This window comes from Cellulomonas fimi, from assembly GCF_028583725.1.
GTDB lineage: Bacteria > Actinomycetota > Actinomycetes > Actinomycetales > Cellulomonadaceae > Cellulomonas > Cellulomonas fimi_B.
Genome location: NZ_CP110680.1, coordinates 4,168,429 through 4,190,592, shown reverse-complemented (window position 1 = coordinate 4,190,592; position 22,164 = coordinate 4,168,429). Strand labels below are relative to the sequence as shown.

Genomic DNA, 22,164 nt, shown 5'->3' with positions numbered 1-22,164 from the left:
CGTACCGCACCCGGCCGACGCTCTGACAGGAGGACGCCGTGCCCTCGCCCCGCACCGTGGTGTCGCGCCGCACCGTCCTCGCGGGCGGTGCGGGAGCGGTCGCCGTGGGTGCCGTCGCGGTCGCCGTCGGCGTCCCGCTCGCGCGCCGCACCCTCCCCCTCGAGCTCGCGTCGGTCCGGGGGCTCGTCGGCAGCCGGTTCCGGACCGTCGTGGACGGGTCGACGCACGTCCTGACGCTCGCCTCCGTCACGGGCCCGCACGGTGCCGCACCGACGGCCGACGCGTTCGCCCTCACGTTCCGTGCCGCGTCGACCCGGGACCTGCCGGGCGCGATCCGCACGCTCACCCACGACGACGGCGACCTCGTCGTGTTCGTCGGGCCCGTCGGCCCGGACGGCACGGAGCTCGAGGCCGTCGTCGACCGGACCGTCTAGTGGGCCTCGCCGTGCTCGCGCTGCGCCCGACGACGCCCGCCGACGCCGCGTTCGTCGCCGGCCTGTACGCGGCGTCGCGCGCGACGGACGTGGCCGCCGCCGGGTGGGACACCGCGACGACCGCGACGTTCCTGCGCGGGCAGCACGCGGCGCGCGAGGCGGCGTTCGCGGGGACGGCGACCGACGACGTGGTCGTCGAGGTCGACGGCGCGCCGGTCGGCCGCCTCGTCCTCGCCCGCTCGGCCGGTGTCGTGCACGTGCTCGACGTCGCCGTCCACCCCGACCACCAGGGCCGGGGGACCGGCACCGCGGTGCTGCGCGGCGTCCTCGCCGACGCGCACGCCGCGGGCGCGCCGGTCCGCCTCCACGTGCGGGCCACGAACGTGCGCGCCGCCGCCCTCTACGCGAGGCTCGGGTTCGTCCCGGTCGACGACGCCGCGACCGCCGAGCAGACCGCCGGGACGGTGCTCGACGTGCTGCTGGAGGCCCGCCCGTGACCGTCGCCACCTGGTCCGACTGGCGCGCCGCCGTCGGCACCGACGTCGCCGTCGAGCAGCGCGGCGCGTGGACCGTCCGCTCGTGCTCCGACCGGCGGACGTCGTCTGGCTGGGCGACGTGGGACGTCACGTTCCGCGCACCGGTCGGCACGGGCCAGGCGACGGTCGTGCTCGACCTGCCCGGCGTCGGCCCGCAGGCGCTGCTCGCCGTCCCGAGCGCGGCGGAGCCCGACGGCACGCTCCTCGTCGCGACGTTCGTCGTGCCCGACGACGCCCCCCGTGGGCCGGACGACGCCCTCACCGGGCCCGCCGACGCCTCCGCCGACCCGACCCACCCGACGACCGACGGCACGACCGGCCCCGCGGCCGGCGCCGGGACGGAGGCCTGACCCATGCCGTACATCGGCGAGATCCGCATGTTCGCCGGGAGCTTCGAGCCGGCCGGCTGGGCGTTCTGCGACGGCCGCCTCGTGCCGATCTCCGAGAACGACGCACTCTTCACCCTGATCGGCACGACGTACGGCGGCGACGGCCAGGAGACGTTCGCGCTCCCGGACCTGCGGGGACGCTCACCGCTGCACGTCGGCCAGGGGCCGCGCATCTCGCGGTCGTACCTGCTGGGTGAGACGGGGGGCGTCGAGTCGGTGACGCTGTCGACGCAGCAGGTCCCGCAGCACACCCACCGCCCGCAGGCGGCGGTCGCGGCCGCGACGGGCACGTCCCCGGCCGGGGCGGTGTGGGCCGCGTCGACGGCGCCGGCGTTCGTCCCGTCGCCGACGCTCCCGGGCGACGCGCTCGCGGCGGACGCGGTGGGCCCGACGGGTGGCTCGCAGCCGCACGAGAACCGGCACCCGGTCCTCGCGGTGTCGTTCATCATCTCGCTCTTCGGCGTCTACCCCCAGCAGAACTGAGGACACGTCATGTCGGAACCGTTCCTCGCCGAGATCCGCCTCACGGCGTTCGGCTTCCCTCCGAAGGGCTGGGCCGCGTGCAACGGGCAGCTCCTGCCCATCAACCAGAACCAGGCGCTGTTCTCCCTCCTCGGCACGACGTACGGCGGCGACGGTCGCGTCACCTTCGCGCTGCCCGACCTGCGCGGGCGGGTCCCGGTGCACGTCGGCGACGGCTTCTCGCTCGGCCAGGCGGCGGGCGCGGAGCACCACACCCTGACCGTCGCCGAGATGCCGGCGCACACGCACCCGGTCCGCGCCGCCGCGACCGCCGACCGCACCGCGCCGGGTGCGGGCCGCTGGGCCGTGACCGACGCGCCGCACTACGGCGCGACCCCGCAGGCCGTCATGGCCGACGGGCTCGTCGGGAACACCGGCGGCTCGCAGCCGCACGCCAACATGCCCCCGTACGCCGCCCTCCAGGCCGTGATCGCGCTGGTGGGCATCTTCCCCAGCAGGAATTGAGCCATGTCCGACCAGTTCGTCGCCGAGATCCGCATGTTCGCCGGCAACTTCGCCCCGACGGGGTGGGCGCTGTGCGACGGGCAGCTCATGCCCATCTCGCAGAACACCGCGCTGTTCTCCCTCCTCGGCACCACCTACGGCGGTGACGGGAAGAGCACGTTCGCGCTGCCCGACCTGCGGGGACGCAGCCCGTTGCAGCACGGTCAGGGGCCGGGGCTGCAGCCGGTCGCGCCGGGCGAGGTCCTGGGCTCGCAGACGGTGACGCTCCTCGAGTCCGAGCTCCCCGTGCACGGCCACACCGTCGGGAGCGTGCCTGACGGCACCCGCGGCACGACGGGCAACCCGTCGGGCGGGGCGTGGGCGACGAGCCGCATCGGGCGCGTGACCGAGGAGCTCTACGGCAGTGGCCCCGGCGCGCTCACGATGAGCCCGGCGGCGCTGTCCGTGACGGGCGGCGGCCAGCCGCACGACAACATGCCGCCCTACCTCGTGCTCACCTTCATCATCGCGCTGCAGGGCATCTTCCCGCCGCGCGGCTGAGCCCCCGCGGGGGGTGTGCCGTCACCGGTCGTCGAGGCGCTCGCTGCCGCACGGGGTGCGCGGCCGCCCGACCGTCCCCGGCGTCGTGGACGTCGCGCGGCAGGTGTCGGTGCGACGCGGCAGACTTGCCGCCAAGCACCGGGACACCACCGGGCGGCGATCGGCAGGGGGGTCGATGGGATCGATGGACGAGCGCGAGGCGCGCGAGGTCAAGGCGCAGGTCGGCGACTACGTGCGGGAGCTCGCGCGGCACCGCGTGCACGCGGCGGACGTGCACGCCGCGGCGGTGCCCCTCGCGCTGGGCCTCGCCCCGCTGGCCGACGGCGGGTACGGCGTCGCCGTGCGCTACCGGCTCGGGCTCCCGGCGGTCCGCAGCATCGCGCGGAAGGTGGCCGAGCAGGTCGGCCCCGCCGCCGACGTGCGCCGCACCGGCCGGATCCGCACGCTCGCGACGCCCGGCGGCCCGGCGGTCACGCCCCGCCCGCCCGTCGTCACGGCGCGCTCGCTCGGGGAGACCGGCCGGGTGCGCCCGCTCCGGCCCGGTGTCTCGATCGCGCACGCGAAGGTGTCGGCGGGGACGCTCGGCGCGTTCGTCGTCGTCGACGGCCGCATGCACGCGCTGTCCAACTACCACGTGCTGTCGGGCACGCCGTCGGCGGCCATGGGCGACCCGATCCTGCAGCCCGGCCCGGCGGACGGCGGGCGCACCGCGCGCGACAAGGTCGGCGAGCTCGCGGGCCGCGTCGAGCTCGAGCCGCACGGCCGCGCGACCGTGGACTGCGCGATCGCGCTGCTGGACGACCCCGAGGTGGACCTGCGCTACCCGGTCGGGCCGGTCACGACGACGGCGGTCGCGGTGGGCAACGAGGAGGTCGCGAAGGTCGGCCGCACGACGTCCGTGACGCACGGCCGCGTGACCGCGATCGAGCTCGACGACGTCGTCGTGGGCTACGGCGAGGAGCTCGGTGAGATCGCGTTCGACGGGCAGATCGAGGTCGAGTCGACGGGCGGGTCGGCGTTCTCGCGCGGCGGCGACTCGGGCTCCCTGGTGTACCGCGAGGACGGCGTCGCGCTGGGCTTGCTCTTTGCGGGTTCGGAGACCGGGAGCGAGAATGGGTCCGGGCTGACCTACCTCAACCCCATCGATGCCGTGCTCGACGCCCTCGGTGCGACGCTCGCCACCTGACCCTGCCCCGGCGAGCGGCCCGACCTCCGCGGTGGCACGGCGGGAAGCGGTGCAGCATGGCGGATCTCGAGCAGGCGCGCGCGGCGAAAGAACGGTTGCGCGCCGACCTCGCCGGGCGACCTGACGTGCGGGGGATCGGGATCACACCGGACGGCGACGGCTACCTGCTGCAGGTCAACGTGTCCTCACGCGGCCGGTCCGCCGAGGTGCCGCGGGCGGTCGACGGCGTCGCGGTGAAGGTCCGCGTCGTCGGCGCGATCACCGCCAGCGCCTGACCGCGAGGGGCGCACGCCCCGGACGCCACCCCGGACGATCTCCGCGCAGCAGCCCGAGGGCCCGGCCGCCGTGACGACCGGGCCCCCGAGAACCGCGAGCGCTCAGGCCAGCGAGCAGGGCAGCCCGTTGAGCGCGACCCCGGTCGGCTGACCGGGAGCGCCGCTGCTCGACCCCATGAACCCGAAGCTCACCGAGCCGTGGTGCGCGATCGTCCCGTTCCACGCCGCGTTGCGGGCCGTGACGACGGCGCCGGACTGCGTGGCCGTGCCGTTCCACGCCTGCGTGACCTTCTCACCCTTCGTGAACGTCCACGTGAGCTCCCACCCGTTCACGGGCGTCATCGACTCGTTCGCGACCGTCACGTTGCCGACGAAGCCGCCCGACCAGGCGTTGGAGACGTCGAACTTCACCGAGCACGACCCGACGGGCACCGTGCCCGAGCTGAACGTGAGCGTCGCGGACCGCGCGGAGACGTTCCCGGCGGCGTCGGTCGCGGTGACGTACACGGAGTACGACGTGCCGGGCGTGAGGCCGGACAGGGTCGTGGCCGCCGACGTGGGCCGCGCGAGGACCGCGCCCGTCGTGGCGTCGTGGACGGTGTAGCCCGTGACGCCGACCGCGTCGGTCGACGCGGGCCACGTGAGCGACGCCGTCGTCCCGTCGACCGCCGCGGCGGTCGGGGTGCCGGGCGCGGACGGGGCCGTCGTGTCGACCGGGTCCCCGGGGTCACCAGGGTCGCCGGGGTCGCCCGGGTCCGTGCCGCCGCCGTCGAAGACCACGTCGGAGCAGTTGTAGAACGACTCCGGGCTGTCGGTGCGCTCCCAGATCGACAGGATCACGTGCCGGCCGCTCTTCTGCGGCAGCTGCGCGGTCCAGTAGTACTCGGGACCCGTCGGGCCGCCCGACCGGGTCGGCGGGTTGAGCACCCGGTCGAACGGCGCCGGCTCGAGGTCGTCCCAGCCGATCGGCTGCGTCGGGTCCCAGCCGTCCTTCGTGATCCACTGCGTCCACCAGCCGGGGTGGGGGACCGTCGCCGCGTACTGGAACGTGATCTGCCCGCCCGACTGCAGCTTCGTGGTGGGCCAGTGCGCGCTCGGCGTGTTGAACGCCGCGAACTTCGGGTCCGGCGCGCACAGCTTCCCGTCGGCGATCGTCTGGTGCTGGCCCGCGATCGTCCCCAGCAGGTTGCCGTACCAGTTGTAGAACGGGTAGCTGCTCGCGGCGAGCGCCTCCTGGCAGATCGGGTTGGTCGGCAGCATGTTGCCCGCCTGCCCGGCCGCCTGACCGCCCGCGAGCCCGTCGAGGTAGCACGCGTAGGTCCGGGTCTGGGGGTAGGTGAGGCCGCCGTGGGCCTCGGCGCCCGGCGCCGGCAGCGCGACGAGCGCGGCGGCGGCGAGCCCCGCGGTCGCGGCACCGACCAGGGCTCGGCGCCGCAGAGCGGTGAGGGTGGACACGGGGGACTCCTTCCGACGTGCGGCGACGTCGCCGCGGGGCTCGCCCCCTGACCGGCGTCTCGCCGGCCCGGGCGGCTGCCTGGGGCAGGGTCCGGTCAGGGTCGCGGGGCGGGAAGGACGTCGACAAGGCGCCGAACCGTTTCGCCCGCGGGACGGCGACGACGCCACGAGCGTCACGTCGCGCTCACCCGTTCGGCCCTGCACGATCGAGGCAATTGGGGTCGCACCGGACGGGCGGGCGGCCCGGAACGACGCGGGGCCGGGGTGATCTCATGGACCTCTCATGCCCTCAACTGTTCGGACAGGTGTCCGAGGGACGATGATGGGCGCGTGACGCGCCGGGGGACCGCCGAGGGGACCCGCAGGGACCATCGGTCCGCTGCGGCGCTCGTCGGCGTGCGGGGGCTGGCGACCGCCGCCCACCGGTTCGACCGCTGCCGCACCCTGGACGACGTCGTCGAGGTCGCGACCTCCGTCGGCGTCGAGGTGCTCGGTGCGAGCTCGTTCGCCGTGCTCCGCATCGAGCAGGACACCGCGCGCGTGGTCCGCGTGCAGCCCGAGCCCGCCGACCCGCGCCTGGTGTGGCGCGTCCGCGCCTCGTACCGCGCCGACGACCGCCCCGCGCTGCGCCGGCTCATCCGTGACCGCGTCAGCTGGGTCGCGCACGCCGTGGACGTCACCGGTCGACCCGTCACGGGCACCGACGACGGGGCCGGCGACGCGGTCGAGGTGCAGTCGCTGCGCGAGATCGGGGGCGCGACCGCGCTCGCGGCGGCGATCGTCGTCAACGGCGCCGTCTGGGGTCAGCTCTACGCGATGCGCGAGCTCGGGTCGCCGCTGTTCGGCGTCGACGACCTCGCGCGTGCCGAGGTGCTCGGTGCGCTGCTCGGCGGCGCGATCGCGCGGGTCGACCTCGAGGGCCAGGTCCGGCACCTCGTCGCGGACGACCCGCTGACCGGCCTCGCGAACCGACGTGTCGCGGATGCCGCCGCCGAGGCCGCCCTCGAGTCCGGCCAGGAGACGTGCATCGTCATGTGCGACGTCGACGGCCTCAAGCGCGTCAACGACGAGCTCGGCCACGACACCGGCGACGACCTGCTGCGGTCCGTCGCCGACGTGCTCCGACGTGCGGCCGACGCGCTGCCCGGCACGACGGCCGCCCGCATCGGCGGCGACGAGTTCTGCCTCGTGACGGTCGGGCGGCGCCGCGTCGAGGTCGCGGAGGTCCTCGCGGCGACGATCGCCGAGTTCCCGCTGCCGCACGGCGCGGCGATCTCCTACGGCATCGCGACGACCGCCGTGACCGGCGCGACGTCCGCCCGGCACCTGTTCCGGCAGGCCGACATGGCGCAGTACCGGGCCAAGCGGGCGCGGGCGCGCGCGCTGCGGGCCGCCGCACCGACGACCGCCGACCCCGCCGTCACCGCGGAGCGCGTCGTCGTCGCCGGGTCCGCCGCGATCGTCGCCGCGCAGTCCGGCATCGTCCCGCGGCTGTGCGCGCTCGCGGCCGCGGCCACCGAGACGCTGGGCGGCGCCGGGTGGGCGGTCCTCATGCGACGCCCTGGGGAACCCTCCGACGCGGCGGCCTCGGCGGTCGCGCGCGGCGGCGCGCCCGTCGACCTGACGCAGGCCGAGTCGCTCACGACCGTCGTCGAGCACGGCCCGTGGGTCGTCGAGATCGGCGTCTCCGCGACGGCCGCGACGGGCGAGGTCCTCGACACCTCCCTCGACGCGCTGGTCGCCGTCGCGATCCTCGGCGCCTCCTGACCCGCCGCGGCGTCAGCCGTGCAGGGGGAGGGTGAGCGTCGCAGGTGCGCCCTCGACGACGCGGACCGGCACACCCCAGTCCTGCGCGTTGAGGTGGCACGCCGGGTACTCGACGGCCGGGTCGGCGTCGCACGACGCCGCGTGCGCGGTCACGTGCAGCACACCCTCGCCGACCGTCGGGTCGAGGCGCAGCGTGCGGGTCAGCGGCACGTCGTCCCCTGAGCCGTCGAGCAGCAGCCCGGGCGGCGTCGACGACACCTGCAGGCGCGTCGACGGGCCGTACCGGTCGTCGTACTTCTGCCCGGCGGCGGGCGTGAACACGACGTCGAGCAGCACCTCCCCGGGCGCGAGGTCGGTCACGGGCCGCTGCGTGCGGTGCGCACCGCCGTCCACGACCTGCCCCGCGCCCGCGGGGAGCGCCACGCGCGTGACCCGGTGCGCGGCCGACTCGACGACGAGCACGTCGAGCGCGCCGTCGCCCGCCCCGGCACCGGCGAGCACGACGAGGCCGCTCGGCTCGGCGAGGTCGCGCGCGACGGTCGTCACCTCGCCGGCCCCCGCGGGCTCGCCGGTGGGCGGCGGCACGTAGCGCCGGACCGCGCCGTTGTAGGTGTCGGCGACGAGGACGGACCCGTCGGGCAGCGCGGCGACCCCGAGCGGGTGCTGCATCCGTGCCTGGTCGGCCCGCCCGTCGCGGTGACCGAAGTCGAACAGCCCCTCGCCGACGGCGGTGTGCAGCGTCCCGTCGGCGGGGTCGAGCCAGCGCAGCGCGGACGTCTCCGAGTCGGCGACCCACACGCGCCCGTCGGGCCCGACGGACAGCCCCGACGGCTGCGCGAGCCACGCGTCGGCGCCCGGCCCGTCGAGCAGCCCCTCGTTCATGGTCCCGGCGACGTGCCGCAGCCGCGTCCCGTCGAACGTCCACAGCGTGTGGTTTCCGGCCATCGCGACGACGAACGCGCCGAGCGCGTCGGACCAGACGACGTCCCACGGCGACGAGAGCCGCACGTCCCGGGCCGGACCGTCGTAGCCCGCACCGGTGCCTCCGCCGCGCACGTTGTCGGCCGCGCCGACCATGAGCTGCTCGCCCGTCCCGGCGACGGTCGTCACGCGGCCGTCGGCCAGGCGCACGCCGCGCAGCGCATGGTTCACCGTGTCGGCGACGAGCACGTCGTACCCGAGCGCCTCCCGCATGTGGTCGGGCACGAGGGCCAGGCCGTTCGGCTCGCTGAACCTCGCCTCGTCGGGGCCGCCGTCGAGCAGCCCGCGCTCGCCCGAGCCGATGCGCCGCAGCAGCGTCGACCCGTCGGCCGCGACCTCGGTCAGCGCGTGGTGTCCCGCGTCCGCGACGAGCAGCGACCCACCCGGCAGCGGCACGGCCTTCGCGGGGAACCGCAGCGTCCCGGCGGTCGGCGCGGGCGGCACGTACGGGCCGTCGCCGCGGTGCAGCGTGCCCTTCGCGTCGTGCTCGGCGACGAGGTCCGCGAGCAGCACCTCGAGGTTGTGGCGGTGCCCCTCGCCGGCCATCTGCGCGACCACGTACCCCTCGGGGTCGATCACGACGAGCGTCGGCCACGCGCGCGCCGTGTACGCCGACCACGTGACGAGCTCGGGGTCGTCCAGCACGGGGTGGTGCACCTCGTACCGCTCGACGGCCGCGGCCAGCGCGACCGGGTCGGCCTCGTGCACGAACTTCGGCGAGTGCACCCCGACGACGACCAGCACGTCGCGGAACCGCTCCTCGACCTCCCGCAGCTCGTCCAGCACGTGCAGGCAGTTGATGCAACAAAAAGTCCAAAAATCCAGAACCAGCAGTCGACCACGGAAGTCCTCGAGCGCGAGTGTTCGGTCTCCCGTATTGAGCCAGCCGCGGCCCTGCAGCTCGGAGGCGCGGACACGGGGCAGGCGGGGGGACGTCGCGGTCACGTGTACTAGTTTCCCAGGCTGCCGAGTACAGGTCGTGCGCGTCAGTCGGTCGGCCTCACAGCCCAGCCTGAGGCCTGTCCCACTCGCCGTACTCGCCTGAATCCGCTGACGCGTGCACGGCGCCCCCCGGTGGGCCGGGCTTCGGAACTGCTTCGGCGTCTCGCCACGTGATTCTCACCCAGTCCCGTCCGACGAAGCGTCGGCCCCGAACGCCGCGAACGACATCGATCTGCCCTATCAAGACGCCGATGAGGCGGCGCCGGTCCTCGTTCGGCAGCTCGTCCCAATTGCCATCGCTGCGTACGCGGTCAGCGAGCGCGCAGACGTCGGGTGTTGTGGCAACCAAGCAAGCAGGGTGTTCCTCGGCCGAGGCGACCCGAGCGGACGTCGTCGCGCGCTCGTCCTCCGCCTCCTCGTAGGAGAGCACACCGATGAGCGCGAGCGCATTGACGCGGTCGTCGTCAGCGCGCGCGTCCAGCAGTCGCCGTTCCGCCGCTCTGCGGGCCAAGACGTCGTCCGGCGACATCAGCCTGCCGCGCCGATCTGCGCGCCGTGGGCCTCAAGCAGGGCCAGACGCGCCATCACGCTCCGAGCCACGTGCGCCTCGAGTGGCGCCCGCAAGGCCGAGAACCCATCGCATCGGCCGGGGCCCTGCGCCGCGTCACCGCAACGGTAGGACGCGTGCCGACCAGCCCCCACGACCGTCGCGGCCGTTCCGCAGGATGCACAGCGAAGCAAGCCCCGCAGGAGCGAGAACGACCGTGCGCTGCGGCGCTCGGCCTCAGCGGGAGTCGACCCGCCAGAGACGGCCGTCCGGCGCTCAAGCCCTTTCAGGATGCGAGAGCGTTCGTCGGGGGTGATCACGCCTGTGCCCACCGAGACGGGGACCCCGTCTCCGTCCAGGAAGACCTCCGCGGAGGCGGGCCACCTCTCTGGAGTTCCATCCTCCCGGAGAGCGCGCACGCGGATGCTCTGGAGTCCCGCGAACCCAGGCGTCCGGACGAGAGCCGAAAGCGAGCCGATTCGCCAGCGCCTGCCTTCGTGCGCCCCTCCGCGCCATACCGGATCGGACGGCGCCGGGATGCGTTCGGCATTGAGCCAAGCGCACACCCCGTAAAGCGTCTGTCCGTCGAGCAGAGCGTCGGCAATCCTTCGAGCCACGGGATGTGTCACCGGATCGGGCTCGAGGTGACCTGCGACGATGCGTAGTCCGAAAGGCGGCTTACCGCCTAGCCACCGTCCTTCCGCGCGCCGATATCGCTTGGTACGGCTTACGCGTGCCGAGATCCGCTCCGACTCATCGCGGTCCATCTCTGCGCGCAGCAGCATCCCGGCTCGCTTGCGCGGATCCCCGGTGTCCATGCCGTCGAGGCTCAGGATCCGCCGCGGCGAGTGCGCGTGGCGGTCGAGTAGCTGGGCGATGGACCCAGCGCCTCGTCGGGTGGAGCGACTCTGCGCATGGACGATCAACGTGTGAAAGTCGGCTCCGCGATGCAGGTCCGCGAGCGCTGCGTCCCACGCGGGACGTGCGTCGTCGGACTGGATCGAGGCGCTCGCGCCCTCCCGTTCCGCGTAGACGCGGACCACAGTGAGGCCCAGCCGACCCGCGTAGGCGCGGGTCTCGAGCTCCTGCTCCTCGAGCGAACGGTTCATACCGACGTCGTTGCGGGCTGACCTGCGGAGGTACAGGGCGCATGCCTCGGCGGCGGATCCATTGGTGAGCACGCACGCCATGCTGGCTGGCGCGCTCTTTGTCGTGTCAAGCAGTGCGGATTGGTTCGTCGCGGGAGTCGCCGCCTCGGCGGGCCTCGCGCCCGGGTGGGGTCACTGGAGGCGGGACGCGAACGTGAGGCCGAGCGCGACCACCGCGGCGACGAGGAGCAGCAGCCAGTAGCCGCGGCGGCGCCAGAACTGCGCGGGCGGCTCGGCGTCGTGCGCGTCCGACGGGTCGTCGGCGGGGGGCTCGTGGTCGGGGGTCTCGCTCGGCACGGGGCGCTCCGTCGGTCGTCGGGCGGGCGGGTCGGACGGCCTCATCCTGCCGCGCGCCGAGGCGTCGACCAAGGACCCGACGCCCCCACGCACGCCGTCCGCCGACGACGGACGCCCGACCCCGACCGGCCGGGACGACGGACGCCCGCCGCCCGACCCTCACGGGCCGGGACGACGGGCGTCCGGGTGGTGCGGTCGGTCAGGTCGGTCAGTGCGTGCCGCAGGAGACCGCGGTGACGCCCTGGCCGTTGCCGCTGCCGATGAAGCCGGCGGTGGCGGTGCCGCCCGCGGGCAGCTTGCTGTTCCAGTCGACGCTGGTCAGCGTGTTCGCCGCGGACAGGGTGCTGCTCCACGCCTGCTGGACGGTCGTGCCGCCGATCGACGTGTGCCACCCGGTGATCGCGCTCGACCCGGCCTTGACGGTGACCTCACCGACGAAGCCCGAGCTCCACGAGTTGACGACCTTCACGGTCGCGGTGCAGGTGCCCGGGCCCGAGGTGTGCGTGGGCGTCGGGGTCGGCGTGACGGTCGGCGTCGGCGTGACCGTGGGCGTCGGCGTGACGGTCGGCGTCGGCGTGACCGTCGGCGTCGGGGTCACGGTCGGCGTCGGGGTGCTCGTGCCGCCGATGTTGATGTCGGAGCACAGGTAGTACGGCTGGTCGAGGTGGCTGGCCTGCCAGATCGTGAACAGGACCGCGCGGCCGCTGTAGCCGGTCAGGTCGACGTCGGTCTGGTAGAGCCCCGTCGTCGGGTAGCGGCCGGTCTCCTTGACGAGCGTGATGTCGTCCCAGCCGAGGGCCTCCTTCGTCGGGTCGTAGCCCGGCTTGGAGACGTAGATGCGCAGGTAGTCGGCGCCGTGCTTCGCGCCGTCGGTCAGCGTGAGCTGGAACTTCGTCGGGACGTTCTTGGCGACCCACGGGCCGGGCGTGTCGAGGTAGTCGTACCGCGGCGAGAAGGTCTGCCCGCCCGAGCAGAGCTGCCCGTTCGGGATGACGGCCTCGTGCCGGCCGCCGACGTTCTCGCGGTACAGGCCGTTCCAGTTCCACATGGCGTTCGGGTCGTGCTGGTACGCGCCCCAGCACATGGGGTCGACGTTCTTCATGTTCGTGTTGAGGTGGTCCGAGCCCCAGACCTCCCAGCACCGGTAGTTCCGGGTGGGCGGGTCGGTGACGGAGCCGTGGGCGGAGGCGGGTGCGGACGTGACGACGGCGGCGCCGATGGCCACCGCGACCGCCGCGAGGGCGGCGAAGAGCGTGCGTGGGCGTGCACGGACGGTCATGCGGGTCTCCTCTCGATGCGGGACGGCCCCCGTGAGCGCGTCCCGGCACCGGCCTCGCTGCCGCCCGCCGAGGTCGCGTCCCCCTAGGGGCTCCACCCTGCGGACGCGCTGCCCTTTCGGGCCACCGTCTGAAGCGATTCGCGTCGCAGTTTCGACAGCGGGACGTGCACGGACGCGCGCCGCACCTTCCCCGGGCCACCGGGCACGGGGTGTGCCACGATCCGCTCATGACGGTCGGGTTCGTGCTGGGCGGCGGCGGCGTGCGGGGCGCCGTGCAGGTCGGCATGCTCCAGGCGCTGTTCGAGGCGGGCATCCGGCCCGACACCGTCGTCGGCACGTCGATCGGGGCGATCAACGGTGCGGCCGTCGCCGCGGACCCGACGCCCGCGGTCGTCGAGCGGCTCGTCGAGGCGTGGGCGTCACCGGCCGCGTCGGCCGTCTACGGCGACTCCTGGCCGAAGCAGCTGCGCCGCCTCGCGCGGTCGCGCACGCACCTCAACGACCCCGCGCCGCTGCGCGCGCTGCTCGAGGACATGCTGGGCGCCGACCTCGCGTTCGAGGACCTCACGGTGCCGCTCGCGGTCGCCGCGGCGAGCATCGAGCGGACCGCGGAGCAGTGGTTCGACCACGGGCCCGTCATCCCGGCGGTGCTCGCGTCGTCGTCCGTCCCGGGCATCCTGCCCCCGACCACGATCGGCGACGAGCACTACGTCGACGGCGGCATCGTGAACTCCATCCCGCTCGGCGAGGCCGTGGACCGCGGTGCGACGACGGTGTACGTGCTCCAGGTCGGACGGATCGAGGAGGCGGTCGTGGTGCCGGAGAAGCCGAGCGAGGTGGCGCGCGTGAGCTTCGAGATCGCGCGCCGGCACCGCTTCACGCGCGAGATCGAGCGGGTGCCCGACGGCGTCACGGTGCACGTCCTGCCCAGCGGCGGGCCGGCGCCGGGCGACGAGCGGCTCGGGTCGTACCGGCGGATGGACGCGACCCGTCGACGCATCGACGCCGCCCGCGAGGCGACGCGCGCGTACCTGGCGGCCCGGTCATGACCTGGCGGCTGCCGCCGCGGTGGGTCCGACGGATCGTGCTCGCGCCGGCGGTCGTCGCCGTCGCGGTGCTGCTCGTCCCCACGAGCCTCATGCTCGTCCTGCTGGTGCTCGGGGCCGTGACGTGGGCGCTGCCCGGGCGGCTGCGCGTGCCGCGCGCGCTGTGGATGGCGAGCTTCTACGTCCTGTGGGACGCCGTCTGCCTGGTCGCGCTCCTCGGGCTGTGGATCGGGTCGGGGTTCGGGTGGGCGATCCACCGGCCGTCGTACGAGCGCGCGCACTACCGGCTGGCCCGGCGCATGCTGCAGGTCCTGTTCTGGCAGGTGCGGTGGACGCTGCGGCTGCGCATCGACATCGTCGACGCCGACCTCGGGACGGTCCTGACCGGGCAGCCGATCGTCGTCGCGAGCCGGCACGCCGGCCCGGGGGACTCGTTCATCCTGGTCCACGCGCTGCTCAACTGGTTCGACCGTGAGCCGCGGATCGTCCTCAAGGACACGCTGCAGTGGGACCCCGCGATCGACGTGCTGCTCAACCGTCTGCCCACGCAGTTCATCACCCCGCGCAAGGCCCGCCGTCACGGTGCGCCCGGCCTGGCCGCGGCCGTCGGCGACCTCGCCGAGGGGCTCGGTCCGCGCGGTGCGCTCGTGATCTTCCCCGAGGGTGGCAACTTCACGCCGCGGCGGCGGCGCGCCCGCATCGACGCGCTGCGCCGCGACGGTCGCGCCGAGCTCGCCGTGCAGGCCGAGCAGATGACGAACGTGATGGCACCGCACGCCGGTGGCGTGCTGTCGGCCCTCGACGAGGCGCCCGACGCGGGCGTCGTGTTCGTCGGCCACACCGGCCTCGACCGGCTCGTCACCGTGCACGACATCTGGCGTGAGCTGCCCATGGACAAGCGCATCGTCATGAAGGGGTGGAGCGTCGCGCCCGCGGACGTGCCGCGCGACCGGGACACCGCCGAGGAGTGGCTGTTCGCGTCGTGGCTGCGCATCGACGAGTGGATCGAGGCGCACGAGCCGCCGTCCGACGGGACGCCCGGCGGCGGTGCGGCACCGGCGGGCGGGACGCCGGTGGGCGGTCAGGCGGCGTCGAGCACGTAGACGCGCGGGTGGTGGCCCTTGGCGAACACCCGGAGCGTCTCGCGGACGGACCACAGAGCGGACGCGTCCCGCAGGCAGCGCTCCATGACCTTGACCTCGTGCGTCACGACGACGCACCGCGCCCCGGGGGCGGCGGCCGCGCGGGCCGCCCGGAGCACCCCGGCGTGGACGTCCACCGCCGAGGCGTGGTCGCCGTGCAACCCGCTCCACGGCGGGTCGACGAGCACGAGGTCGAACCCGGCGGCCGCCCACGCGCCGTCGTCGCCGGGCGTGGCCGTGAGGACGTCCGCGGTGGTGAGCGTCGCGCGGACGCGTGCGGCGGCGAGGTTGGCGCGGGCCGCGTCGAGGGCGTCAGGGGAGACGTCGACGCCCACGGCGGACGCGGCCGGGCCCGCGAGCAGGCGCTCGACGAGCAGCGTGCCCGAGCCGCACATGAGGTTGAGCACGCGGTCCTCGTCCCGGACCTCGCCGAGTCGGACCATCGCCGCGGCGATCGTCGCGTTGAGCGCGCCGGGGTAGTCGACCACGCGCCACGTCCGGGCGGACAGCGGGCGTGGCCCGACGCGGACGAGCACGTCCCAGCCGGGGTCGACGTCGGTCGCGCGGCTCGCGGAGCGGCCGGTCGGACGGCCGGCGGTGCGGTCGGCGGTGCGGTCGGGAGTCCGGGCGCCACGACGGACGCGGATGACCAGCTGACCGTCCGCCGCGTCGTGCTGCAGGCCGGTCGCCTCGTGGACCAGGTCGGCGAGGCGCGCGAACACCGCGGAGTCGGCGCCCGCCGCCTCGAACCGGAACGACGACGAGCCGGCCACCCGCAGCGACGCGTAGACGGCGTCGACGATCCGCGCGAGGTGGTCGCCGCTGGTCAGCGACCGCGGTCGGGGGACGTCGAAGTGCAGCGACACGTACGCGGCGACGGCGGTGCGCAGCCGGAGCACGTCGGCGAGCGGGCCGTCGACCCGGACGGCGAGCGCGTCGTCGCGTCCGGCGACGTCGACGGGCGCGCGTCGCGGCGCGAGGACCTGGACGGCCTCGTCGAGCAGCACGTCGCGGAGACCGTCGAGGTACGTGAGCTCGACGAGAGTCCCCGCTGGACGGGCGGGTGCGGGCTGCGTCCGCCGGTCACGCGCCGGTCGGGACGCGGGCTGCTCGCCCCGCCGGTCGCGGCGGTCGGGGCGCTGGTCGTCGGGACGCTGCCCGCCGCGACCGGGACGACCTCGCCCGCCCGGCCCGGGGCGTCTGCCGGGTCGGCCTGCGTCGTGCGGCACGTCAGGCGGGGACGGGCGTGAGGGCGCCGACCGCGCGCAGCACGAACGTCTCGGTCTGCTCGATCGCGCGCTCGCGCTCGGCGCCGCGCTCGGGCACGCCGCGGCCGGAGAGGCACGCGTTGACGAGCGGCACGATCGTGTCGACGTCCTGGTCGGGGAAGACGCCCGTCTCGATACCCGCGGCGAGGATGCGCCGCAGGATCTGCTCGACGACGACGACGTGCTCGCGGACCCGCTGCTGCGCGCTCCGGGACAGCACGGAGCGCAGCTCGGGCCCGGGGGCGACGTGGTAGACGCGCGTCAGCGACGCCTGCTGGCGGACGTAGGTGCGCAGCTGCTCGACGGGGTCCTCGATGTCGTCGAGCGAGCGCTGCAGGGTGGCGGTGTACTGCTCGGTCTCGTGGGTGATGAACCCGAGCAGCAGCGCCTCCTTGTCGGGGAAGTGGTTGTAGACGGCGGTGCGTCCGACGCCGGCGGCCTGCGCGATCTCGGCGAGCGTGATGGCGTCGAAGCCGCGCTCGGCCATGAGGGCGGACAGCGCGGCGAAGAGCTTGCTGCGCGTCTGCTCGCGGTGCTCGTGCAGCGACCCGCCGATGATCTTGGGCATGGTGACATCGTCTCACGTTCTGTCAGAAACCCGCGCCCGCGCCCGCCTGCCGGTCAGCCCTGCGCGCGCGGCCGCGCGAGCACGCCCCCGACGAACCCGAGGACGGCGCCGACGAGGATCAGCGGCACGCCGTTCGTCACGACGAACGCGTCGTCCACCCGGAACTGCCCCTGGGCGATCAGTGCCCCGATCCCGAGCAGCGCCGCGAGGATCGCCGACCGCCGAATCTGCTTCCCCGTGCCGGTCAGGCCGAGCAGCATGACGAGCGCGAGAAGCGCGACCAGCAGCGTCGCCGCGACCGCCGCCGCGATGCTGATCGCCACCTCGTCGCCCGACGCGGCCTCGGTCACCACCAGCTCGAGGTCCACCACCTGACCGTCGAGCCACGGCAGCAGCGCACCCGCGATCATCGCGATCGCGCCGAGCCAGACCAGCCACCGCTTCGCGACGGGCCGCCAGTCCCGGGCGCTCTGCGTGAGCGTCGCGCGACCCTCGACCGACCCCGCGGCGTCGCTCGCGACCACGGTCACCGCGCGCGACCTCGACGTCCCGCCGTCGGGCAGGGGAGCGTCGACCGCGAGCTGCACGCGCGCCACCTGGCCCGGCGCCACGGTCACCTGTCCCGGCGAGAACGCGAACCGCGCCTGCCCGAGCTCGTCGCTCGCCGACAGGCGCACCGTCAGCGGCGACGCCCCGGCGCGGTTGTCCACGTCGACCGCGAACACCCCGCGCCGGGCCTGCGTCGACAGCGTCGCGGGATGCACCTGGAGACGGGCCGTCGTGATCGGGTCCGCCGGCGCGCTCACGTCGACCAGACCCGTCGCCTCCACCTCGCGCCGCCCGTCCGACACCACCACCGAGAACGGCCGCGACGCCGACGTGCCCGGTGCGGGCGCGGTCGTCCGCAGCAGCGCGTGCACCCGTGTCGCCCGACCGCCCGGCACCACGAACCGGTCGTGCCCGAACGAGAACGCGACGAGCCGCTGCGGGTCGCGGCCGGCGACCTCGACGGGCAGCCCGTCGTCGTCCGCCCGGTTGTCGACGATCACGTCGAACGCGCCCGTGTCCGTCCCGACGACGTGCAGGTGGCTCGGCTCGAGCCGCACCGTGAACGGCTCCGGCTCCTCCACGGCGGCCGTGCGCAGCACGACGGTCACCGTCGTCGAGACGGGCCCGTCGTCGTCCGACCCCGAGAGCGTCGAGCTGCCGGGTGGCCTCGCGTCCGGCGTCGGGGGCGGGCGCGGTGAACCGGACGCGGACGTCGGCCGTGCCGAGCGCCGGGACGTCCACCGACGGCGGCACCACGGAGGCGCGCACGACGTCCTCGTCGTCCTGCACGGTCAGCGCGTAGTGCCGCGGGTGGTTGGACGCGCGGTTGTCGAGCGTGACGGTGAACGACCCCTCGGTCGCGTCCTCCAGCTGGATCAGGTGCGGGCGGCTGGTGAGCGTCGCCGGCGGACCGTACGGCGGGACCGTCACCCGGACGGCGACCGGCGCCGCCTTCGCCGGGTCGAGCGACGACCGCACCGCCATCGGCAGGTCGAGCTCCTGGGCGACGAGCGCCTCGCCCGGCCGGGCGGCGAGCGTCACCGTGACGGTGCGCGCCTCGCCCGGCATGAGGTTCGCGTCGTCGTGCGTCGCGACCAGCCACGACGGCGGCGCGAGCGCGTGCACGACCATCCCGTCGACCACCGGGGACGCGTTCTTCAGCGACAGCGTGAACGTGCCGGGCGCGTCCGCCGTGACGACGACCGCGGCCTGCTCGGGCGACACCACGGGCACCTGTGCGCGCTCCTCCGGGCGCAGGCCCGCGGCGGCCGACCCGCCCGACGCGGCGGTCGTGGACGACGTGCTCGTCGGGGCGGCCGTGGCGGTCGTCGCCCCCGGGGGTGCCGAGCCGGACGCGGGCGCGCCCGTCGCGCCGGTCGGCGCCTGACCGCCGTCCCAGCCGAAGTAGGTGTCGCACACCCGGCAGAACTCGGCCGTCGCCGGGTTCACGGCGCCGCACACGTCGCAGATGCGCTCGGCCATTGCGTCTCCCTCGACCCTCGTCAGGCTAGCCGCGCGGCCGCCCCCTGCCCACGGGCTGTGCACCAAAGGGAACGCGATGCTGCCCTCGCGGCGCGGGGGCGCACCGGCGTCCCGGGCGTCCGTCGCCCGACCGGAAGGAGCCGCGGCGGTGCCGCCACGTACGCGACGCGCCGATCCTTCTGCGGACCTCCGCGCGCGGAAGCAGGACGATTCGTACACTCGGAGGTCACGGGGGGCCGGTGCTCGGCGATGGGTCGAGGGGAGAGTCATGTCGCAGCACGACTCCGTGCGTGTCGCCCACGAGCACTTCGTCACGACCGGGCGGCTCGCCGGGCAGCACGTCCGACGCCTCGTCGCGGACTCGTGGCGGCGCAGCGCGCGCAGCGGCGTCGATCCCGAGGTCCCCGCGCCGCCCGTCGACATGGCCGGGCGCACCCTCACGTCCTACCGCCGCGCGCACCCGCTCGCCGCCGCGATGCCCGTGGTCCGCGACCTCCTGGTCCGTCCCGGCGCCGGCGCGGGGTGGATCACCGCGCTCACCGACGACGCGGGCCGGCTGCTGTGGGTCGAGGGCGACCGGGACGTGCGCCGCAGGGTCGAGGGCGTGGGGTTCGTCGAGGGCGCCGTGTGGAGCGAGGACCGTGCCGGCACGAACGCACCGGGCGTCGCGCTCGTCACCGAGCGGCCCGCGCAGGTCGTCGGGACGGAGCACTACGCGCGCACGGTGCACCCGTGGAACTGCACGGCGGCGCCCGTGCGCGCCCCGTCCGGGCAGGTGCTCGGCGTGCTCGACGTGACCGGCGGGCCCGTCGTCGCGACCGCCGTGATGATGTCGCTGGTCCGGGCCACCGTCGCGGCCGTCGAGGCGGAGCTCGCGCGCACCGCCGTCGCCCCCGTGCTCCAGCTGCCGTCCGAGCGCGCCGTCACCGCCATCACGGGCGGCCCCCGGTCCGCAGCGGGCGCGCGGCTGCGTGTCCTCGGCCCGGCCGTCCCGACGCTCCACCTCGACGGCCGCGACGTGCGCCTCACGCTGCGGCACGCCGAGATCCTGCTGCTCCTCGCCCAGCACCCCGCGGGGCTCACGGCCGACGAGCTCGCCGTGCAGCTCTCCGACGACGTGCTGTCCGACGTCACCGTCCGGGCCGAGGTGTCACGGCTGCGACGCGTCGTCGGACCCCTCCTGTCGTCGTCGCGCCCCTACCGGCTGACCGTGCCGGTCCGTTCCGACGCCGACACCGTGCGCGGGCTGCTCGAGGTCGGGGACGTCGTCGCCGCGCTCGCCAACCACCCCGGCGTCGTCCTGCCGCGGTCCGTCGCGCCCGGCGTCGAGCGCATCCGCGAGGACCTGCGCGCCGACCTGCGGGCCGCCGTGCTGGCCAGCCCCGAGGAGGGTGCGGTGTCGCGGTGGGTGTCGTCCGACGACGGTGCCGACGACTGGCAGGCGTGGCAGCGGCTCGCGGTCCTCGCGCCGCGCGGCACGCCCGCGCACGTCCAGGCCCGCGGCCGCCTCGACCTCCTGGCCCGCCGCCTCACCGACCGCGCCGGCTGACGTCCTACTGCCGCCTCCCCACCCGTGTCGCCCGCCCTCGCGCACGGCGACCCGGGTGTGGTGACCGGACTCGCCGATGTCCCGGTAGCAAGCACCGGGTCGACGACCTCCTGACCGCCCGCGGCGGTGCAACGGTCCTGCAACGCGCCGTGCCTAGCGTGGGCGTGTCGGGGCAACGACGCCGCGACCCCGGGCGCGCCACAAGCCTTCGCCCGCGGACCCCGCCAGGGAGGCGTGATGACCGTCTACGCGCCGCCGGGACAGCCCGGCAGCCTCATCTCCTACCGCGACCGCTACGACCACTGGATCGGCGGCGAGTTCGTCGCGCCCGCGTCGGGCCGCTACTTCGAGAACCCCAGCCCGGTGACGGGCCGGACGTTCACCGAGGTCGGCCGGGGCGACGCCGACGACATCGAGCGTGCGCTCGACGCCGCGCACGGCGCCGCGCGCTCGTGGGGGAGGACGACCGCGACGGAGCGGGCCGTCATCCTCAACAAGATCGCGGACCGCATGGAGCAGAACCTCGAGATGCTCGCGGCGGCCGAGGCGTGGGAGAACGGCAAGCCGGTGCGCGAGACGCTCGCGTTCGACATCCCGCTGGCCATCGACCACTTCCGCTACTTCGCGGGCGCGATCCGCGCGCAGGAGGGGTCGATCTCGGAGATCGACGGCGACACGATCGCCTACCACTTCCACGAGCCGCTGGGCGTGGTCGCGCAGATCATCCCGTGGAACTTCCCGATCCTCATGGCGACGTGGAAGCTCGCCCCGGCGCTCGCGGCGGGCAACGCCGTGGTGCTCAAGCCGGCCGAGCAGACGCCCGCGTCGATCCTGCTGCTCATGGAGCTGATCGGGGACCTGCTCCCGGCGGGGGTCGTCAACGTCGTCAACGGGTTCGGGGTCGAGGCGGGCAAGCCGCTCGCGTCGTCGCCGCGGGTCCGCAAGGTCGCGTTCACGGGCGAGACCACGACGGGCCGCCTGATCATGCAGTACGCGAGCCAGAACATCATCCCGGTGACGCTCGAGCTCGGCGGCAAGAGCCCGAACATCTTCTTCGAGGACGTCGCGCGCGAGAAGGACGGCTTCTACGAGAAGGCGCTCGAGGGCTTCGCGATGTTCGCGCTCAACCAGGGCGAGGTGTGCACGTGCCCGTCGCGCGCGCTCATCCAGGAGTCGATCTACGACGAGTTCCTGGAGGCCGCGAAGGCCCGCACGGAGAACCTCCGCCAGGGCGACCCGCTCGACACCGACACGCAGGTCGGCGCGCAGGCGTCGAACGACCAGCTCGAGAAGATCCTGTCCTACCTGGACATCGGCCGCGCGGAGGGGGCGCGGGTGGTGACGGGCGGGCACCGGGCGGAGCTGGCGGGCGACCTGTCGGGCGGGTACTACGTGACGCCGACGATCTTCGAGGGGAAGAACTCCATGCGGGTCTTCCAGGAGGAGATCTTCGGCCCGGTCGTGGCGGTGACGGCGTTCTCGGACTACGAGGACGCGATCTCGATCGCCAACGACACCCTGTACGGCCTCGGTGCCGGCGTCTGGTCCCGCGAGGCGGCGATCCAGTACCGCGCCGGTCGTGACATCGAGGCGGGCCGCGTCTGGACGAACTGCTACCACGCGTACCCCGCGGCGGCGGCGTTCGGCGGCTACAAGGGCTCGGGCGTCGGCCGCGAGAACCACAAGATGATGCTGGACCACTACCAGCAGACGAAGAACCTCCTGGTGTCCTACACGCAGGAGTCGCTCGGGCTGTTCTGACGGGCGGGCACGCGGTCGCGGCGGAGGTTCGGAGGG

At 74.7% G+C, this 22,164-nt stretch carries 23 protein-coding genes; 14 read left to right on the top strand and 9 right to left on the bottom strand.

What is annotated here, in order from left to right; all coding sequences use genetic code 11:
* The first annotated feature begins 38 nt into the window (after positions 1 to 38).
* The 8 genes from OOT42_RS18955 to OOT42_RS18920 all read left to right on the top strand — a co-directional run bounded on the left by OOT42_RS18955 (position 39) and on the right by OOT42_RS18920 (position 4,347).
* Entirely contained in the window at positions 39 to 434 is a 396-nt protein-coding gene (locus OOT42_RS18955; protein ID WP_273652708.1) for a DUF6916 family protein, read from the top strand.
* A complete protein-coding gene (locus tag OOT42_RS18950; protein WP_273652707.1) occupies positions 434 to 931 on the top strand; it encodes a GNAT family N-acetyltransferase in 498 nt (165 codons plus the stop codon). Before OOT42_RS18955 ends, OOT42_RS18950 begins: the two co-directional genes overlap by 1 nt.
* The gene (locus tag OOT42_RS18945; protein WP_273652706.1) at positions 928 to 1,320 is read left to right on the top strand and encodes a DUF6916 family protein; all 393 of its coding nucleotides are present in this window, start codon (positions 928 to 930) and stop codon (positions 1,318 to 1,320) included. The genes OOT42_RS18950 and OOT42_RS18945 overlap by 4 nt, the downstream gene beginning before the upstream one ends.
* A 3-nt stretch (positions 1,321 to 1,323) precedes the next feature.
* The gene (locus OOT42_RS18940) at positions 1,324 to 1,842 is read left to right on the top strand and encodes a phage tail protein (protein ID WP_273652705.1); all 519 of its coding nucleotides are present in this window, start codon (positions 1,324 to 1,326) and stop codon (positions 1,840 to 1,842) included.
* 9 nt (positions 1,843 to 1,851) lie between these two features.
* Positions 1,852 to 2,346 carry a phage tail protein gene (locus OOT42_RS18935; RefSeq protein WP_273652704.1) on the top strand — a complete coding sequence of 165 codons (495 nt, stop codon included), beginning with the start codon at positions 1,852 to 1,854 and terminating at the stop codon, positions 2,344 to 2,346.
* A gap of 3 nt (positions 2,347 to 2,349) precedes the next feature.
* Positions 2,350 to 2,886 (top strand): phage tail protein, encoded by a 537-nt coding sequence (locus OOT42_RS18930; protein WP_273652703.1) that lies wholly within the window; start codon positions 2,350 to 2,352, stop codon positions 2,884 to 2,886.
* Between the two features lie 175 nt (positions 2,887 to 3,061).
* Positions 3,062 to 4,072: a hypothetical protein gene (locus tag OOT42_RS18925; RefSeq protein ID WP_273652702.1), complete on the top strand. Its 1,011-nt coding sequence runs from the start codon at positions 3,062 to 3,064 to the stop codon at positions 4,070 to 4,072.
* Positions 4,073 to 4,128: 56 nt separating this feature from the next.
* A complete protein-coding gene (locus OOT42_RS18920; protein ID WP_273652701.1) occupies positions 4,129 to 4,347 on the top strand; it encodes a hypothetical protein in 219 nt (72 codons plus the stop codon).
* Between the two features lie 102 nt (positions 4,348 to 4,449).
* On the opposite strand, the gene OOT42_RS18915 is transcribed toward OOT42_RS18920, so the two are convergent.
* Positions 4,450 to 5,802 carry a lytic polysaccharide monooxygenase gene (locus OOT42_RS18915; RefSeq protein WP_273652700.1) on the bottom strand — a complete coding sequence of 451 codons (1,353 nt, stop codon included), beginning with the start codon at positions 5,800 to 5,802 and terminating at the stop codon, positions 4,450 to 4,452.
* A gap of 330 nt (positions 5,803 to 6,132) precedes the next feature.
* On the opposite strand from OOT42_RS18915, the gene OOT42_RS18910 reads away from it, so the two are divergent.
* The gene (locus OOT42_RS18910) at positions 6,133 to 7,569 is read left to right on the top strand and encodes a GGDEF domain-containing protein (RefSeq protein ID WP_273652699.1); all 1,437 of its coding nucleotides are present in this window, start codon (positions 6,133 to 6,135) and stop codon (positions 7,567 to 7,569) included.
* A gap of 12 nt (positions 7,570 to 7,581) precedes the next feature.
* On the opposite strand, the gene OOT42_RS18905 is transcribed toward OOT42_RS18910, so the two are convergent.
* The 5 genes from OOT42_RS18905 to OOT42_RS18885 all read right to left on the bottom strand — a co-directional run bounded on the left by OOT42_RS18905 (position 7,582) and on the right by OOT42_RS18885 (position 12,763).
* Positions 7,582 to 9,495 (bottom strand): NHL domain-containing thioredoxin family protein, encoded by a 1,914-nt coding sequence (locus OOT42_RS18905; RefSeq protein WP_273652698.1) that lies wholly within the window; start codon positions 9,493 to 9,495, stop codon positions 7,582 to 7,584.
* A 55-nt stretch (positions 9,496 to 9,550) separates the two neighbouring features.
* Positions 9,551 to 10,021, bottom strand: a complete 471-nt coding sequence (locus OOT42_RS18900; RefSeq protein ID WP_273652697.1) for a hypothetical protein — start codon at positions 10,019 to 10,021, stop codon at positions 9,551 to 9,553.
* Positions 10,021 to 11,220, bottom strand: coding sequence for a recombinase family protein (locus OOT42_RS18895; RefSeq protein ID WP_273652696.1), 1,200 nt, complete (start codon positions 11,218 to 11,220; stop codon positions 10,021 to 10,023). Before OOT42_RS18895 ends, OOT42_RS18900 begins: the two co-directional genes overlap by 1 nt.
* A gap of 99 nt (positions 11,221 to 11,319) precedes the next feature.
* Positions 11,320 to 11,484: a hypothetical protein gene (locus tag OOT42_RS18890; RefSeq protein WP_273652695.1), complete on the bottom strand. Its 165-nt coding sequence runs from the start codon at positions 11,482 to 11,484 to the stop codon at positions 11,320 to 11,322.
* Between the two features lie 208 nt (positions 11,485 to 11,692).
* Positions 11,693 to 12,763, bottom strand: coding sequence for a lytic polysaccharide monooxygenase auxiliary activity family 9 protein (locus OOT42_RS18885; RefSeq protein WP_273652694.1), 1,071 nt, complete (start codon positions 12,761 to 12,763; stop codon positions 11,693 to 11,695).
* Positions 12,764 to 12,990: 227 nt separating this feature from the next.
* Between OOT42_RS18885 and OOT42_RS18880 the strand changes: the two genes are divergently transcribed.
* Positions 12,991 to 13,812, top strand: a complete 822-nt coding sequence (locus OOT42_RS18880) for a patatin-like phospholipase family protein (RefSeq protein WP_273652693.1) — start codon at positions 12,991 to 12,993, stop codon at positions 13,810 to 13,812.
* Complete coding sequence (locus tag OOT42_RS18875) at positions 13,809 to 14,912, top strand: 1-acyl-sn-glycerol-3-phosphate acyltransferase (protein WP_273652692.1); 1,104 nt, start codon at positions 13,809 to 13,811, stop codon at positions 14,910 to 14,912. The genes OOT42_RS18880 and OOT42_RS18875 overlap by 4 nt, the downstream gene beginning before the upstream one ends.
* Here the strand turns inward: OOT42_RS18875 and OOT42_RS18870 are convergent.
* The 3 genes from OOT42_RS18870 to OOT42_RS18860 form a co-directional block, all read right to left on the bottom strand.
* Positions 14,891 to 15,958 carry a methyltransferase domain-containing protein gene (locus tag OOT42_RS18870; protein ID WP_273652691.1) on the bottom strand — a complete coding sequence of 356 codons (1,068 nt, stop codon included), beginning with the start codon at positions 15,956 to 15,958 and terminating at the stop codon, positions 14,891 to 14,893. The two genes, OOT42_RS18875 and OOT42_RS18870, sit on opposite strands and share 22 nt — an antisense overlap.
* A 223-nt stretch (positions 15,959 to 16,181) precedes the next feature.
* Complete coding sequence (locus tag OOT42_RS18865; RefSeq protein ID WP_273652690.1) at positions 16,182 to 16,787, bottom strand: TetR/AcrR family transcriptional regulator; 606 nt, start codon at positions 16,785 to 16,787, stop codon at positions 16,182 to 16,184.
* Positions 16,788 to 16,840: 53 nt separating this feature from the next.
* Positions 16,841 to 17,935, bottom strand: coding sequence for a hypothetical protein (locus tag OOT42_RS18860; protein WP_273652689.1), 1,095 nt, complete (start codon positions 17,933 to 17,935; stop codon positions 16,841 to 16,843).
* A 293-nt stretch (positions 17,936 to 18,228) separates the two neighbouring features.
* Between OOT42_RS18860 and OOT42_RS18855 the strand changes: the two genes are divergently transcribed.
* From OOT42_RS18855 to exaC, 3 genes are all read left to right on the top strand, one after another.
* Complete coding sequence (locus OOT42_RS18855; protein ID WP_273652688.1) at positions 18,229 to 18,723, top strand: hypothetical protein; 495 nt, start codon at positions 18,229 to 18,231, stop codon at positions 18,721 to 18,723.
* A gap of 363 nt (positions 18,724 to 19,086) precedes the next feature.
* On the top strand, positions 19,087 to 20,367 hold the full coding sequence (locus OOT42_RS18850; protein ID WP_273652687.1) for a transcriptional regulator: 1,281 nt from the start codon (positions 19,087 to 19,089) through the stop codon (positions 20,365 to 20,367).
* A 237-nt stretch (positions 20,368 to 20,604) separates the two neighbouring features.
* Positions 20,605 to 22,128 carry an acetaldehyde dehydrogenase ExaC gene (gene exaC / locus OOT42_RS18845; protein WP_273652686.1) on the top strand — a complete coding sequence of 508 codons (1,524 nt, stop codon included), beginning with the start codon at positions 20,605 to 20,607 and terminating at the stop codon, positions 22,126 to 22,128.
* Positions 22,129 to 22,164: the final 36 nt, after the last annotated feature.